Annotated in this window: 11 protein-coding genes; 2 read left to right on the forward strand and 9 right to left on the reverse strand. The window is 63.3% G+C overall.

The annotated features are described in order from the left end of the window. Window positions 1-11 precede the first annotated feature (11 nt). Genes Q0J57_RS04575 through Q0J57_RS04585 form a run of 3 tightly spaced genes read right to left on the reverse strand, consistent with a single transcriptional unit; the run spans window position 12 to window position 4,785 of the window. A complete protein-coding gene (locus Q0J57_RS04575) occupies window positions 12-1,253 on the reverse strand; it encodes a glycoside hydrolase family 57 protein (protein ID WP_297217542.1) in 1,242 nt (413 codons plus the stop codon). Between the two features lie 2 nt (window positions 1,254-1,255). Continuing rightward, window positions 1,256-2,719 (reverse strand): glycosyltransferase, encoded by a 1,464-nt coding sequence (locus tag Q0J57_RS04580; RefSeq protein WP_297217544.1) that lies wholly within the window; start codon window positions 2,717-2,719, stop codon window positions 1,256-1,258. Next, window positions 2,719-4,785: an amylo-alpha-1,6-glucosidase gene (locus Q0J57_RS04585; RefSeq protein WP_297217546.1), complete on the reverse strand. Its 2,067-nt coding sequence runs from the start codon at window positions 4,783-4,785 to the stop codon at window positions 2,719-2,721. Before Q0J57_RS04585 ends, Q0J57_RS04580 begins: the two co-directional genes overlap by 1 nt. 500 nt (window positions 4,786-5,285) lie before the next feature. Between Q0J57_RS04585 and Q0J57_RS04590 the strand changes: the two genes are divergently transcribed. After that, window positions 5,286-8,105 carry an EAL domain-containing protein gene (locus Q0J57_RS04590; protein ID WP_297217548.1) on the forward strand — a complete coding sequence of 940 codons (2,820 nt, stop codon included), beginning with the start codon at window positions 5,286-5,288 and terminating at the stop codon, window positions 8,103-8,105. Between the two features lie 273 nt (window positions 8,106-8,378). Here the strand turns inward: Q0J57_RS04590 and Q0J57_RS04595 are convergent, their stop codons facing one another. From Q0J57_RS04595 to Q0J57_RS04605, 3 genes are read right to left on the reverse strand one after another with little or no spacing between them, the layout of a single operon-like run. After that, complete coding sequence (locus tag Q0J57_RS04595; RefSeq protein ID WP_297217550.1) at window positions 8,379-9,242, reverse strand: metal ABC transporter permease; 864 nt, start codon at window positions 9,240-9,242, stop codon at window positions 8,379-8,381. Further along, the gene (locus tag Q0J57_RS04600) at window positions 9,235-10,065 is read right to left on the reverse strand and encodes a metal ABC transporter ATP-binding protein (RefSeq protein WP_297217552.1); all 831 of its coding nucleotides are present in this window, start codon (window positions 10,063-10,065) and stop codon (window positions 9,235-9,237) included. Before Q0J57_RS04600 ends, Q0J57_RS04595 begins: the two co-directional genes overlap by 8 nt. After that, on the reverse strand, window positions 10,055-10,987 hold the full coding sequence (locus Q0J57_RS04605) for a metal ABC transporter substrate-binding protein (RefSeq protein ID WP_297217554.1): 933 nt from the start codon (window positions 10,985-10,987) through the stop codon (window positions 10,055-10,057). Before Q0J57_RS04605 ends, Q0J57_RS04600 begins: the two co-directional genes overlap by 11 nt. A 119-nt stretch (window positions 10,988-11,106) precedes the next feature. Here Q0J57_RS04605 and Q0J57_RS04610 point away from each other — a divergent pair, with 119 nt between their 5' ends. Further along, window positions 11,107-11,853: a molybdenum cofactor guanylyltransferase gene (locus tag Q0J57_RS04610; protein WP_297217555.1), complete on the forward strand. Its 747-nt coding sequence runs from the start codon at window positions 11,107-11,109 to the stop codon at window positions 11,851-11,853. On the opposite strand, the gene Q0J57_RS04615 is transcribed toward Q0J57_RS04610, so the two are convergent. The 3 genes from Q0J57_RS04615 to Q0J57_RS04625 all read right to left on the reverse strand — a co-directional run bounded on the left by Q0J57_RS04615 (window position 11,837) and on the right by Q0J57_RS04625 (window position 14,911). Then, a complete protein-coding gene (locus tag Q0J57_RS04615) occupies window positions 11,837-12,292 on the reverse strand; it encodes a YkgJ family cysteine cluster protein (protein WP_297217557.1) in 456 nt (151 codons plus the stop codon). The two genes, Q0J57_RS04610 and Q0J57_RS04615, sit on opposite strands and share 17 nt — an antisense overlap. Window position 12,293: 1 nt before the next feature. After that, window positions 12,294-12,734 (reverse strand): CoA-binding protein, encoded by a 441-nt coding sequence (locus Q0J57_RS04620; RefSeq protein WP_297217559.1) that lies wholly within the window; start codon window positions 12,732-12,734, stop codon window positions 12,294-12,296. Window positions 12,735-12,883: 149 nt separating this feature from the next. Further along, on the reverse strand, window positions 12,884-14,911 hold the full coding sequence (locus Q0J57_RS04625) for a cation:proton antiporter (protein WP_297217561.1): 2,028 nt from the start codon (window positions 14,909-14,911) through the stop codon (window positions 12,884-12,886). Window positions 14,912-15,185: the final 274 nt, after the last annotated feature.

Consider the following 15,185-nt stretch of genomic DNA (forward strand, 5'->3'; position numbering starts at 1 on the left):
CTCTCCACAACTCAAAGGGTGGACCCGGTGCCATGGGGCACGCGGGCAGGGGATTCAGTTTGACCGAGGCCGTCCAGAGCGTCAAGGGTAAGGCGAAAGTCGGCCATGACATTCATATAGGTGATATAGGCGTCGTAGGGGGAACCGTAGGGATTGAAATACCTGTGCACGTCGCCATCGGCAAACCACTTGGTGCACATGTAGTAAAAGTGGTCCGATGTTTGGAGGCGGCGCCAGGTGCGCAGCAGATCGGCCTTGCCTGTGGCCTTGACCCGCTTTTCCACGGCATAGACATTTTCGATGGCATCCTGCTGCATGTCGTTGCCCAGCCAGGCCGTGAGATCACGCTCGGCATCGGCCCAGGACATGAAGTTGGGCACATCCAGCGTGGCGGCCGGCGCATGGGCGGCCACGGCCTCGGAGGGTGTCACAAAGCCCATGCCGGCGTTCAGGATGTGGTCCGGCAGGGCTTCCATGAAGGCAAAGATGCCCGTGCCTTCCCACTGGTGTTCGCCGAAGGTCTCGTAATCCATGAACAGGTTGACAAGGCCGCCATTGGCCCCGGCGGCCTCGGCCCAGCGGGTGAACTTTTCTGCGGTCAGCGGAAATTCCGGCCAGTCATGATTGGAAAAACGGAAGGCAATGTCGTCGGAAAGGCGGTAGTTCTTGAGCAGCAGGCCCAGATGCGTGCAGCCCTGGGGACGGTAGACAAAGGAAGGGCTGCGCCAGCCCAGCACATGGTCGGCGCCTTCGGCCAGAATGGCCCGGTAGCCCATGGCCTCCACGTCATGCGCCAGGGCATTGTTGTAGATCAGCTCCGTATTGCGGAAGACCACAGGCCGCACGCCGAACAGCTCTTCGATGCGGTCGTCGTGCAGGCGGACCTGCTCGCGGAATTCCTCCGGCGAGTAGAGAAAGGCCAGCGAGTGCGCATAGGTTTCGGAAAGCAGCTCCACGCAGCCTGTGGCCACAAGCTCGCGGTAGCTCTGGATGACCTCCGGAGCATAGGCCTCGAACTGGTCCAGCACCGTGCCGGAAAGGGAAAAGCTGACCTTGAAGCGTCCCTCGTACCGGCGGATAAGCCGGAGCAGCAGCGCATTCATGGGCAGATAGCACTTGCGGGCTACCTTGAGGAGAATGCCGCAGTTGGCATTTTCGTCCTCATACCAGGAGTTTTCGCCGATATCGAAAAAGGTGTAGTGTCGCAGGCGGTAGGGCTGATGCACCTGAAAATAGAAACAGATGGCCGACATGGTCAGATTCTCCCTGTGACGAGTCGTTCGTAGATGCTGCAAAGTCGTGCGGCAGCGTGATCCCAGCTGATATTCTTCATTTCTTCATGGCAGTTGCGCACCTCTTCCGCCGCCAGATGCGGATAGCTGAGCAGGGCGCATATCTTGTTGGCCATTTCGCGGACATTCCAGAAATCGACCTGGATGGCATTGCGCAGCACCTCGACCACGCCCGACTGACGGGAAACCAGCACGGGCACGTCATAGGCCATGGCTTCCAGGGGGGCAATGCCGAAGGGTTCGGAAACGCTGGGCATGACGTAGACATCGCTCATGGCGTACATGCGGTCCACATCGCGGCTGCTGAGAAAGCCTGTGAAGTGAAAGCGGTTGCCCATGCGCAGCTGCCCCACACGGCGTACCATATTGGGCAGCATGTCGCCGCTGCCGGCCATGATGAAGCGCGTTCTGGGCAGATAGTTGAGGACCAGCCGGGCCGCTTCCACAAAATAGTCAGGGCCTTTCTGATAGGTGATGCGCCCCATGAAGAGCACCCGTTTTTCCTGCCGGCAGCGTTCCGGCACCTGATAGTTGCGGCAGAATTCGCTGCGGGAGACGGCATTGTGCACCACCTCGATCTTGCTGCCGGGGATGCCGTACTGCTCCATGATGCGCTGCCGGGTGTAGTGGCTCACGGCAATGACCAGGTCCGCCGCCTCCATGCCGGCCCGTTCCAGGCGGGCGATGGTCTCGTTCTGCTGCTGTTGTCCGCTGCGGTCGCATTCCAGGGCGTGTACGTGGGCCACCAGCGGTCTGCCCGTTACCCGGGCGGCCATCATGCCGGCGGGGTAGGTCATCCAGTCGTGCATGTGGATGACATCGCAGGGGGTCCGCCGGGCGATGACGGCTGCGGCGCAGGCATAGCGGAAAACCTCGCTCATGAGGTCCTGCCCGTAGCCGCCGTGCAGGGTCAGCACGGAGGACGGGGCCTGCCTGAGGGAAGCGGGGGCTGCCGGCGTGTGCCCGGGGGCTGCGGTAGCAGACGGGCAGATGGTCTGCCGGCGAAGCGTTGTACGTTGCTGCGACAGCGCTTCCAGCTCGCGAAACTGGACATGGTACTGTTCCGCATTGAGATAGGGGCGCAGGGGCGAGTCAATGGCGGTCATGTGCAGATGCTCCCGCCAGAGGGTTTCCGTCTCCTGCCATACGTCCGTGACGTCGGTCCGCTGAAGGGTGGCATCTGTCTCCCGGCCGGTGGCCTGCCCGGCATCCCGGGACGGCAGATCGTCATCCAGGCAGGTGCCGGAGGCGGAGAGCAGGTTCAGACCGTCCCGCAGGGACAGCGGCCCGGCCCTGCCCGTCTGCGGCAGCACAAAGAAGACTTCGGTGCCCCTGCGGGCCAGTGCCGTGGCCATACCCTCGCAGGCCGTGCCCAGCCCGCCGCTTTTGAAGGGGGGAAATTCCCAGCCAAACATGAGTACGCGCATCAGCGACCTCCCTGCAGCGTTGCTTCCCACTGGGCATAGACGGCGGGTGCGGCCTTTTCCAGCGTGCGCAGCAGGCGCAGGCATTCAGCCACGCTCCAGGCCTGGGCAATGCAGCCGTCAGGCTGGTGGGGCGGGTCCCCGTCAAAGATTTCCGAAAGGGAGCCGACGCCCGCTTCGCCCAGATGGCGGGAAAAGAGGGGCGTCAGCTGGTGCAGCAGCTCGCGCACGGCATTGTCTTCGTCCCAGGCGGCCCGCAGCAGGGCATCGCCATAGGCCCCCAGCAGCCACGGCCACACGCAGCCCTGGTGGTAGGCGCTGTCGCGTTCATCCGGGCCGCCCTCGTAAACCGGCCGGTAGTCCGGTGCGCTGGGCGCCAGGGTGCGCAGGCCATAGGGCGTCAGCAGGCAGAGGCGCACCCGCGAGACCACGGCAGCCTGCCATTCCTCGCCCAGAAGGGGATTGGGCAGCGAAACGGCAAAGAGCTGATTGGGGCGCACGCGCATGTCGCGTTCTCCGTTGCACCAGACATCGGCCAGATAGTCCCCCTGCGCGGAACTTGTCCAGTGCCGGTGCACAAAGACCGTGCGCATGCGCTGGCGCAGGGCCTGGCTGTTCTGCCAGCCGGCAGCGTCAAAGCGCCGGGCCAGCTCGTCGGCAAAGGTCAGGGCATTGTACCAGAGGGCACTGATCTCCACCGGCTGCCCCCAGCGCGGGGTCACGGGCCGGCCATGCACTGTGGCATCCATCCAGGTGAGCTGGGTCTGGGCATTGCCCACGTCAAGAAAGCCCTCTTCATCAGGATGCACGTGGGGTATGCGGCCGCTGCCATAGGCCCGCACAATTTCCTGAATGGCCGGCCAGCAGTGTTCCCGCACAAAGCCCAGGCGGGAGGCATCCACCCGCAGCAGCATCTGCACGGCCCAGATATACCAGAGGGAGGCGTCCACGCAGTTGTAGGCATGCTGGCCGTCTGCCGAAAAAACATTGGGAATGCGCCCGTCCTTCAGGGCCGCTGCCATGATGGCGAGGATGTGCTCCCCGGCGGTCTGGCGTCCGGCATAGAAGGTCAGCCCCGGCAGGGAAATGAGGGTATCGCGCCCCCAGGCGCCGAACCAGTGATAGCCGGCCACCACGCTGTCCGCCTGCGGCTGGTCCGGGGCCGGGGGAAGCGGCGCCGCGGACACGGAAGGTGCCTTGATGAGAAAGCGCGTGCCCTGGCTGACCAGATGGCCCTGCAGGCCGGGGTGCTCTTCTTCCTCGTGCTGGCGGCGTGCGCATTCCGCATCCCAGAGCGAGGGCAGGCTGTTGCGGCAGAATTCCCGTTGCAGCGTTTCCGTGGAAACGGCCAGAATGACGGCTTTGCCCGGCTCCAGCGTTATGGTGAACACGCCGGGCATGAAGAGATTTTCCAGGCAGGGGAAGCCGCGTTCGCGCTCCACCATATATTCGGCATTGTAGTACCAGTCGGGGGCCGGGGTGTAGGTGGCGCCGGCCATTTGCAGAAAGAGGGGGGGGAGGTCGGGTTCAGGCTGGAGAGAGGCGCCGTAGAGCGTGGCGGAAGAGGCTGTGGAAATGTGGTCGTTCTGGCGGAGGCTGTGCATGTTCCGGAAGGCCAGCAGGGGTTTGAGCCGCAGCGTCATGGGCGGCGTTTCCGGATGTGCTGTCCGGGCCGTGTAGCGGATGAGCAGCACATGGCGCCCGGGCAGCATGAGCAGCTCGCGCAAGAGCAGCACATCACCGAAGCGATAGGAGAAACAGGGCCACGGCAGCGGATCGGCAGACTGCATGTATTCGTGCCCGCGGGGATAATAGACGCCAGGATGCTTGCGGCAGGAGAAGAAAAATTCCTTTCCGGCCATGCACAGGGATTCCTCGATGGTGGAGAGCAGCACATGACGCCCAGGGGGGACGGCTGTTTCCGCCACAAAAAGGCCGTGGTATTTCCGCGTGTTGCAGCAGATGAGCGTGCTGGAGGCATAGTCGCCGAGACCATTGGTTTCCAGCCACTCCCTGCGCAGAATCCTGCGCAGATTCTGGCAGGCGCTTTTGTCAAAATGAAAGCGCATACTCACTCTCCTTTGGCTATGCCGCCCTGTGGTGTCCCGCCTGGGGGCGGCAGGTGCGTGTACGGGGGGTGTCGAGGAGTCCGCAACGGGTTTTCTTTGTGTTTTGTATAGCACAATATACGGTTTTCTGTCGAGTCTGCTTCCTGTCTGTGCGGCGAAAATGAACGCCCATGTCAACATGCTGCAGAAGAAGAGCCGCCCGTCACACCAATCATCACGGCATGCCGGCAGGTGGAACGGCATCTGCCGGTGACGGTGAAAAAACGGGATGGCATCCCCCATGCCGTGGCCGGGGTGCGTCAAATGGCGTTCTGCCTTGCCTGTCAGCCTGTATCTGGTGTAAAGAGGGTATTCATTGGTTGTGCTGGCGTTTCCCGGCCTGCACCCTTTCCCCTGTTGCCGGAGTTTTCGGTGTGTCGGCTGTACGAAGCATACTTGTCGCTTTGTTGATTCCCCTGTTCTGCCTTGCCCTTCCGGGAACGTCCCGCGGCGAGGCCCGGATGTCGATTGCCCAGGGCGGGGACAGTCCCTTTTTCTTCTTTGCCCCGTCAGGGGAAAGGGCGGCGTCGCCCCTGCCCCGCGTGGTCCGCGTGGGCTGGTTTGAGCAGCATGGCGTCTTCATGGAGCAGAAGGGGCAGGTCTATGGCTATGCGCCGTCCCTGCTGGAGGGCATTGCCCAGTATACGCACTGGCGTTTCGAATGGGTGCCCATCCTCTTTGAGGAGCTGGAAGCAAAGCTGGCCAGCGGGGAGATAGACATCTCCTGCGGCATCTCCTGGACGCCGCAGCGTGCCCGGAACATGACCTATTCCCGCCTGTATGCGGGGGTGGAAATCACGACCCTGCATGTCTGCCCCGACAGCAATTTTCATTACATGGATTTTCACGATCTTGACGGCAAGACCTTTGGCTTCTTTGCCGGTGCCTATGAGCAGAGCGTTTTCCGGCGTCTGGCCAAACAGTACGGCTTCCGTTTTTCGATGAAGGAGTTCGAACAAAGTGCCGCCATGCTCCAGGCCCTGAAGGACGGCCAGGTGGACGGCTATGTGGACGGCTGTCCCGCCGGAGATGCACAAACCATGCTTGCCGGCACCTTCAGCATCGAACCCTTCTTTTTTGTCAGTGCCCGGGGGGATACGGTCTTCATGCCGCAGATCAATGAGGCCATGCGGCAGCTGCAAATGCGGAATCCCCAGTTCATGACCTCGCTGTTCAACAGCTTTCTGAATGTGGACAACGAGGTCACCATGGCCCTGTCACGTGATGAGGAGGCCTGGCTGAAGGGACAGCCCGTTTTGCGCATGGCCTACAGCGTGCGCCAGAAGCTCATGCGGAAGCATCTGGGCAATCCCTTTCTGTACCGCATGGCCAGCACACTGGCGCAGCGTGCCGGCATCCGTCTGGAATTTGTGCCGGCGGCCAGTTATGAAGACGCCCTGGCCCTGCTGGAGAGCGGCAAGGCCGATATGATCAGTGATATCTTTCCCGGCATGGACGCGGTGCAGACGTACGGCATACGGGTGGGGCATCCCTTTTATAATGCCCCCATCAGCCTGGCCGTGAAGCGGCACGTGTCTCCCGGAACGGGTCTGCGCATTGCTGCCACGCGGGAGATGGTGGGGGTATCCGAGGCCTACAAGCAGACCTATCCTGCGGATCACTTCATTTTTTTTGAAAGTCTGGAACAATGCCATGATGCCCTGAAGGATGGCAGCGTGGACGGCTATGTGGCGGACTATCCGGGGGTTTCCATAGAAAGCAGCCAGCTCAGCCCCTTTATCATGCAGATCACGCAGGCCTTTTATCCCATGGCCTTCGGTTTTGCCCGCCAGGTTTCGCCCCATGCCATTACGGTGCTCAACAAGCGCATCATGTCGCTTTCCGGCGGCGAGGTGGAAACCATGGTGGCCGAGTATGTGGCGGCCTCCTGGATGGTGATTTTTCTGGACCATGTGCGGCGCAATATCCACTGGTACGGGCTGGCGCTGGTGCTTCTTGGCGGGCTGCTGCTGCATGTGCGGCACCGCCGCGAGATGCAGCACCTCCACGAGCTGGAGCGCGCCGCCTATACGGATGACGTGACGGGCGGCAGTAATCGCCGCGGCTTCTTGCAGCAGGCAGAGGAAGCCCTGAAGCAGAAAGGACCGTGGTATGTCATCAGCATCAACATTCGCAGGCTTGCCCAGATAAATCGTTCGCTGGGCTACAACAGCGGGACGGAAACCATACGGGACTGCTACCGGATACTGTGCTCCCTGTCGGCGTCGGAAGAGCCGACGGCACATGTGGGCGGCGGGCACTATCTGTGCCTCTGGCGCTGTGACGGCCGCGCGGCTGTGGAGCAGCGCATGCAGGAACTCTTCCGCCGCTGTTCGGCCAGAGAGCGGGCGCTGGAACATGCGCTGGTCCTGTCCTGCGGCATTGCCCCGGTGGTGGAGGGGGATTCCGTGGCCTCGCTCATGGGGTGCGCCGAAACCGCCAGAAACAGCATGGCCGCCCAGGACTACCATTCGGGCTTTGTCTTCTTTGATGCGGAAATGGGCGCCATTGTGGCGCGGGTGGCTGCCCTGGAAAATCGCATGCAGGCGGCGCTGGATGCCGGGGAGTTTCAGGTGCTTGCCCAGCCGCAGATACATCTGGCATCGGGGAAGGTCTGTGGTGCGGAAGCGCTGGTGCGCTGGCTGCCCGCCGATGGGACAAAAATCTATCCCGATGAATTCATTCCCCTTTTTGAGAGAAACGGCTTTATCCGCGAGCTGGATATGTATGTGCTGGAGCAGGTCTGCCGCTGGATTCGGCGCAGGCTGGACGGCGGCCTGCCGGTGGTGCCTGTGGCCGTCAATCAATCCCGGTCGCTTTTTCTCATGGAATCTTACAGCGAACATCTGACTGCCCTGCTCAGGCAGTATGCCATCCCGCAGCATTTTCTTGCCGTGGAGATCACCGAATCCCTTGCCGCGCTGGACGAGGAACTGGTCATCGGCAATCTGCGCCGTCTGCGGGAGTTTGGCGTCAAGACCGCCATGGACGACTTTGGCACGGGCTATTCCTCGCTTGCGGTCCTCCAGAAATTTCCCATTGATACCATCAAGCTGGACAGAGCCTTCCTGGCCGACAAGAAGAATGCCCCGCTGGTGCGTTCTCTGGTGCATCTGGGGCATGACATGCACCTGACGGTGCTCTGTGAGGGAGTTGAAACCGAACAGGAATGGCACTTCCTGCTGGAGACGGGCTGCGATCTGGGGCAGGGCTACCTCTTTGGTCGCCCCATGCCGCTGTCGTCCTTTGAGGCATATCTGGAGGAAAAGCCCCTGCTGTAGTTCGGGCGGTGCAGGCGTGTCCGGCACGGGACAAAAGGCCGCGCATGCCCGTTGTCCTGCCCTGGGGGAGGAGGAGCGCGTCTGACCATCCGGGCGTGGTGCGGCAGAGTTGCGGCTCTGCCTTCCTGCCTTGTGGGGGGAGGAGAGGGCTGTGCCGCCTGCGGCCGGGCAGTCATCATATCTGTCCGTATCTGTCCGGTCCGGCGGGGGCTGTCTTGTCGGACGGGAATGAGAACCGGCCCTGTGATCGTGTGACGCTGGCAGCGCGCCGGCCTAGCCGGGACGGTGCCGCTGCCGGCGTGCCACCGGGACGCTGCACAGAAAGCAGAAGCAGGACAGCAGGATGATGGTGGCCCCGCTGGCCGTTCCCAGCCATTCCTGAGCGGAGAGCAGCAGGCCGCCCACGCCGGAGCACAGGGACACGGCCTGCGCCCACCAGAACATGCTGCCCGCTGTCCGGGCCAGATTGCGGGCTGTGGCGGCCGGCACGATGAGCAGCGCCGTTACCAGCAGAACCCCCACCGCCCGCACGGCAAACATGACCACCAGAGCCAGCAGGGCCGCAAAGGCATACTGCCAGGCAGCCACGCGCACGCCATGCGCCCGGGCCATGACCGGATTGAGGGCAATGAAGAGCAGCCGGTTATAGCCCACCCAGGCAAAGACGACCAGCACCCCAAAGAGCAGCAGCAGAAAGCCCAGTTCGGTATTGCTGACAGTGAGAATATCGCCATAGAGGAACTGCTGCATGTTGCGGGCCATGCCGGGCGCCCGGCTGACCACCGCCAGGCCAAAGGCCACCACCGCCGAAAAGACAATGCCTATGGACGTATCGGCCGACAGGGTACTGCCCCGGCGGACGGCCATGATGCCCAGGCCCACCAGTACGCCAAAGGCCGGCATGGTGAACAGGGGATTGAGCGACAGCAGCAGCCCCAGGGCCACGCCGGCAAAGGCCGAGTGGCCGATGGCATCGGAAAAGAAGGCCATGCGAAAACTGATGACGCTGACCCCCAGGGCGGCGGTCATGGGGGCCAGCAGAAGAATGGCCAGCAGGGCCTGCTGCATGAAGGAGAGTTGCAGGCAGTCCAGGGGAATATGGCCCAGCAGGCTGTAGAGAGGGGCAAGATCAGGCATGGTCACGGCGTTCCTTGGGCGAAACGGGGCAGTCCCCCAGGGTGGCATGGCAGTGCGCGCCGCACTGGGCGCAGGTTTCGTCGGGTTCCTCGCACTGGTCGGGGTAGAGGTGGATGGGGATGCCGAAAAGCTGGCGCAGGGTCTGGCGATTCATGGCAACATGGGGCGGCCCCTGGCGCAGCAGGGTCTTGTGCAGGCAGAGCACATGCGTGGCATAGTGCGCCGTCAGGGAAAGATTGTGACTGACCATGATCTGGGTAAAGCCCTGGTAAAGGCGGGCGGCATCCAGCACCTTCCAGAACAGGCGTTCGCCCGTGGCATCCACGCCGGCGGCGGGTTCGTCCAGAATAAGCAGTTCCGGCTGGCGGGCCAGGGCCATGGCCAGCAGCACACGGCGCAGCTCGCCGCCGGAAAGATCGCCCATGCGGCGGTTTTCCAGATGGTCAGCGGCCACCAGCGTCAGAAACCGGCGTGAGGCGGCGCGCACGGCGGAGGAAATTCCCAGCCACAGGGGCCGGCGCTGCTGACCAAGGGCCATGAAGCCGGCCACGGTCAGCGGCAGGCCCGCATCCAGCTGCACATGCTGGGGAACATAGGCCATGCGGGGCGGACGGCCGAAGGCCGGAAAGCTGATGTGCCCGCTGAAGGGCATTTCGCCAATGAGGCAGAGCAGAAGAGTGCTCTTGCCGGCGCCATTGGGGCCGATGAGCACCGTGCTGCCGTGCAGGGGCAGGTCCGCCGTGATGTCGTGCAGGATGGTCAGATTGCCCCGCCGCACGCCGACGGACGAAAAGCGGACAGCCACCTGGGCATCAGTGGTCAAGGGACGCCTCGAGCTGTTGTACATTGTGCTGCATGACCCGCAGGAAATGGTCGGCGGGTACGTCTTCCGGTCCAGAAGCCAGGGTGTCCAGCATGAGCAGCGGCACGCCCGTTTCCCCGGACAGGGTCTGCATGGCCCGCGGCGAAAACTGGGGTTCGCCCAGCAGCAGCACGGGCTTCTGGCTGCGGATGGTCTTCAGCAGCGACAGCAGACGGCTGGCGGACGGTGGTTCGTCATCCGCAGTCTGCACCACGGCAGCAATGCGCAGGCCCGCGTCCAGGGCCAGATAGGCCAGGGAATCGTGCTGGAGCACCACTGCCCGCTGGCCGTTGCTCGCGGCAGACAGCGCCTCCAGGCGGTGGTGCAGGGCCAGGAGAGCCTGTTGCAGCTGTGCGGCATTGGCCGCATAGAGCCGGGCATGCGCCGGATCGCGGCGGGCCAGTGCATCGGCAATACCCGCGGCCAGCTGTGCGGCCAGACGCGGACTGGCAAAGATATGCGGATTGACGGCATCCGCCGGATGGTGGTGCCCGTCAGGCGCCGCCGTCGCATGGGGCAGGCGGTCGGCATAGTCGCGCAGGGGCACGGCCAGCAGCGCTCCCCCGTCCAGCACGTCTTCCCGGCGGTGTTCCAGCGTCTGCCGCAGGGCCGCTTCCATGCCAAGGCCGTTGGCAATGATGCACTGGGCCTTTTCCAGCTTGAGCATGTCGGCCGGTGTGGGGGCATAATCATGCGGGCATCCCGTGCCGGCGGGGATGACCAGACTGACCTGCACGTCAGGCACCTGATGGGTGACGGCCCGGGCAAGCAGCCAGAGCGGATAGGTGGTGGCGGCCACGGAAAGGGAGGCAGCCCCTGCCCGGACAGGCAGAAGCAGCAGGAGCAGCAGAAGCAGAACGATACGGAAACGGGCGGGACGCATGCGATGCCTCCTTGCGGTGCGCAAAAGGGAAGCCATTACTCTTAGAAGCGGGAAGGGCGGGTGTCAAGCCGGCTTCTCCGGGACTTGGCAGGATGACGGGGCGGGACTATGCTGGCGGCATGAGCATACGTGCCGACATCGTTCCTTCCCGCCGTTTTGCGGGCGTGGTGCTGGCCGGCGGGCGTTCCCTGCGCATGGGGCGGGACAAGGCCCTGCTGCCGCTGATCTGTTCCGGCAGGCAGACAAGCCTGCTGGACAATGCCGTCTCCCTGCTGTCGGGCCTTTGTGCCACGGTACTGGTATCCTGTGCGTCCCGCGCCGGCTATGCCGGCCATGACTGCATCCCCGACCTGGTGCTGCCCCGGCAGGATCACCAGGGACCGCGGCCGCCGCACCTCGGGGAGGGGGACACGTCGCCGGGGCCGCTGCTGGGCCTGGTATCGTCCCTGCACTACGCCCGGGCGCGGGGATGGGAAGGCATACTGACCCTGCCCTGTGACATGCCCCTCATGCGCCCGGCATTGCTGGCCGGTCTCTTGAAGGCTGCCCGCGAACATGTCCAGGCGCAGGTGCTGTTTTACCGCACTGCCGGCGGCTGGGAAGAACCGCTGGTGGGCATCTACCGGTGTACGGCCCTGCCCGGTCTTCAGGCCGCCCTGTGCTGCGGCAACCGCCGGGTGCGTGCGGCCCTGCCGGCTGCGCAACGCTGCTGTCTGCCCCTGGCAGAAGCCGACCATGCCTGCTTTGCCGGCTGCAATACCCCGGAGCAGGCGGTGGCACTGGGCGTGCCCCGTTCAGCCGTGGAACAGGGGCGGACGGGAGCGCATGCCGTCGGAGCGGACGGGGGGGTCAGTCCTTCAGAATGAGGGCATTGGCCTCGCAGGAGGGGTCGCTGGCCAGCAGGTTCTGCTCGCGGAGATAGCGCCGCCCCTGGGCGGCAAAGTCCTCGTGGCGGGCATGGCGGTCAATGCCCGGGCAGAAATCCTGCGCCAGTTCCCAGCTGAGGGGGTCTTCCAGATTGCCGCGAAAGAAGGGCCAGGCCCGGCAGATGGCGGGTTTGCCCTCATGCACGGCACAGCCTTTGCCATCGCGGAAGAAGATGCAGCGGCCGTCATCGCCGCAGCGCACCTGCCATTTGCCGCCCATGCGTTCGCAGTAGCGATCCAGCACGGTCTGCGGGGTCAGCCCCATGTGGACGGAAAGGCGCTGGAGGTCCTTGGGGCTGACAATGATGCCCCCTCTGCCGGTGCAGCAGTGGCCGCACATACGGCACGCAAAAACAGTAAGTTGGGATTCGTTGGTCATATCAAAGCAGGGGCTGCAGGGGGCTGTTGATGAGCTGGTGCTCCACCATGATGCAGGCATCCTCCACCACAAGAATGCCTTCCGGTTCCAGCAGACGGCGGGCGGCCTCGTTGCGGATGCCTTCCTGCATCCAGAAGCAGCGGGGGCGCCACGGCAGGGCCAGGGTTTCCCGCGCATGCTCCAGGCAGGCTTCCGATGCGCGGAAAAGATTGATGATATCCACAGGGCCGGGCAGATCGGCCAGCGTCCTGAAGGTGGGCAGCCCCCAGACCTGGCGCCGAACGGGATGCACGGGCAGCACGGTGAAGCCGTGGGCCAGCAGATAGCGGCCGATGCGGTCCACAGGCTGGCCGGCCTTGTCCTTGGCGCCCACGATGGCAATGCGCCGCGCATCGCGCAGCAGGGTGCGGGCGGTTCTTTCCCTGAAGGGGGTGTCTGTCATGCGGTGTTCTCCAGCCATGGCGCCTCCGGTACGGGACCGGGAGCGGCGTGCAAAGATTTCGTATACCGTCTTGCCGCGTGTGCCGCAAGCCATGCAGGCCGCCGGCGCAGGACCGGGGGCCGGTGCGGCAGGGGCTGGCCGGTGCGGCATCAATGCTGCGTTGCCTGTGGCGCGGGGCTGTGCTGATCTTCCTGCTCTGGCAGGCTGCCGGTGAGCAGGGGGGGCAGGCCCAGCAGCTTGTCCGTCTTGCCGAAGAAATAGAGCAGGTCCCCGGCCTGCATGACAAAATCCGGGCCGGGCGAGGCTATGATGCCGTCCTTGCGCAGGGCGGCCACCAGCGTCACGCCATAGCGCTTGCGCAGGGCGCTTTCCTGCAGGCTCTTGTCGCAGAGGCTGGATGCTGCATCCAGGCGCAGAGCCTGTACCCCCATGTCGGGCAGGCGGTGCACCACCTCGTCCAGATTGGTGGCTGTGGCCGCCGCCTTGCGGATCATGCGGTAGTTGTCCTGACGCACGCGGGCCGTGAAGGCATCGATGTCCTGCCGGGGGACAAGATACTGGGTCAGCACCTGATTGAAGACCTCGATGGAAGTTTCGAATTCTTCGGCAATGACGGAATTGGCCCCCAGGCGGCGCAGGGGGGCCACCTCTGTTACAAAGCGGGTGCGGGCCACAATGTAGATATTGGGGTTCATGCGCCGGGCTTCCAGCGTGATGGCGCGCACGGCCGAAGGATCGGAAATGATGATGGCCATGACGCGCGCCTTGGCGATGCCCAGATGCTCCAGAATGATGGGCTGGGTGGCATCGCCGTGCATGATGGGTTCCTTGCCCCGGTAACGGTTGACGGTTTCGGGGTTCATTTCAAGAATATTGTAGGGAATGCCGGAATCCTTGGCCACGCGGGCCAGGTGCTTGCCGCTGATGCCAAAGCCCACAATGATGAGATGGTCCTGCAAGGGACAGGACTCTGCCTGCTTGCGGGCATCGTCCTCGCCGGGGATGCGGTGCTGCCAGCGGGTCAGAAAATCAGCCACGCGCGGCGCCACGGCAATGAGCGAGGGGGTGGCCATCATGGTCAGGATGCTGACAGCCAGAAAGCCCTGGTAGGCATTCTTGGTGAACAGCCCGGCAGAAACGGCCAGAGCAGCCAGAACAAAGGAAAATTCGCCTACCTGGGCCAGGGAAAGACCGGATTCGATGGCCGTGCGCAGGGGAAAGCGCTGGATGAGCACGGCAGGCAGGGTCAATATGGTCTTGATGAGGATGAAGAGCACCGTATTGATGATGGTGAAGACAAAGTGCTCGCTCAAAAAGGTGATGTCCAGCATCATGCCCACGGACATGAAGAAAAGACACATGAAAACATCACGATAGGGCAGAATGCCGGCAATAACGCTCATGCTGTACTGGGAACGTGCCAGCATGAGGCCCGCCAGAAAGGCCCCCAGGGAAAGGGAAAGGCCCAGCTTCTGGGTGAGAAAGGCCATGCCGAAACACAGCCCCAGGGTACTGAGCAGCAGCACTTCGCGGGAGCGGGTGCGTACAACGGCTTCCATGAGGCGGTTCAGCCCGAAATAGGCCAGACCAAGCACGGCCCCCAGAATCACGACTACCTTGCCCACGGCCAGCAGCATTTCCATGCCGCCCACATGCAGGGTGCCGGCCAGCAGGGGAATGCAGAGTACCATGGGCGCCACCATGATGTCCTGAAAGACAAGAATGGCCAGTGAAAGGCGCCCCATGGGCGTGCTGGTGATGCCCTTCTGCTGGAAAATCTGCAAGACGATGGCCGATGAGGACATGGCCACCAGACATCCCCAGATGATGCCCTCGGACCATTCCTTTCCCTGCAGGTACATGAGGCCGGCAATGATGGCTACGGTACAGCCTATTTGCAGGCTTCCCCCCAGAAAAACCGGTTTTTTCAGACGGTTGAGGGCCTCGCCGGACAGTTCCATACCAATGGTGAACAGCAGCATGGCCACCCCCAGCTCCGCAAAGGTGCTGATGGATTCCTGATCGGTAATGACGTTGAGCACCGAGGGGCCGCAGAGAAAGCCGGTAAGCAGAAAGCCCACCGTGGGCGTCAGTTTGACCTTGTTGCAGATGATGCTGACAATGACGGCCAGAAGAAAGAGCAGCACAAGGTCATTGACCTGGGAAAGTTCTATCATGAAGGGTACCACCTTGGCGCCATGACGGCAGAAAGAGCGCAAAATGCCGGCGGGAACGTGCGGACCTTCGGACGGAGTGGCGCGGGGCCAGGCCCATGGAAGGGCACGCGCGGGGCATACGACATCCCAAAGAAAAACAGGCCCCTACCGGCCTGTGTGGCGGAAGTATATGTTATCTTGACCGGGGGTGCAATGAGGGGAAAGGGCCTGCCCGGCCTTCCTTTTGCTTGCCTTGCGGGGGCCATGGTGGGACACTGGAAAAAAAGGAGGTGCC

The sequence above is a fragment of the uncultured Desulfovibrio sp. genome (genome assembly GCF_944324505.1).
Taxonomy (GTDB): Bacteria; Desulfobacterota; Desulfovibrionia; order Desulfovibrionales; family Desulfovibrionaceae; genus Desulfovibrio.

Excerpts from the sequence above, each read along its gene's own strand:
- Q0J57_RS04575 (WP_297217542.1), bottom strand. The coding sequence starts at position 1,253 with ATGTCGGCCATCTGTTTCTATTTTCAGGTGCATCAGCCCTACCGCCTG.
- Q0J57_RS04615 (WP_297217557.1), bottom strand. The coding sequence starts at position 12,292 with ATGACCAACGAATCCCAACTTACTGTTTTTGCGTGCCGTATGTGCGGC.
- Q0J57_RS04620 (WP_297217559.1), bottom strand. The coding sequence starts at position 12,734 with ATGACAGACACCCCCTTCAGGGAAAGAACCGCCCGCACCCTGCTGCGC.
- Q0J57_RS04585 (WP_297217546.1), bottom strand. The coding sequence starts at position 4,785 with ATGCGCTTTCATTTTGACAAAAGCGCCTGCCAGAATCTGCGCAGGATT.
- Q0J57_RS04590 (WP_297217548.1), top strand. The coding sequence starts at position 5,286 with ATGTCGATTGCCCAGGGCGGGGACAGTCCCTTTTTCTTCTTTGCCCCG.
- Q0J57_RS04595 (WP_297217550.1), bottom strand. The coding sequence starts at position 9,242 with ATGCCTGATCTTGCCCCTCTCTACAGCCTGCTGGGCCATATTCCCCTG.
- Q0J57_RS04625 (WP_297217561.1), bottom strand. The coding sequence starts at position 14,911 with ATGATAGAACTTTCCCAGGTCAATGACCTTGTGCTGCTCTTTCTTCTG.
- Q0J57_RS04605 (WP_297217554.1), bottom strand. The coding sequence starts at position 10,987 with ATGCGTCCCGCCCGTTTCCGTATCGTTCTGCTTCTGCTGCTCCTGCTG.
- Q0J57_RS04580 (WP_297217544.1), bottom strand. The coding sequence starts at position 2,719 with ATGCGCGTACTCATGTTTGGCTGGGAATTTCCCCCCTTCAAAAGCGGC.
- Q0J57_RS04610 (WP_297217555.1), top strand. The coding sequence starts at position 11,107 with ATGAGCATACGTGCCGACATCGTTCCTTCCCGCCGTTTTGCGGGCGTG.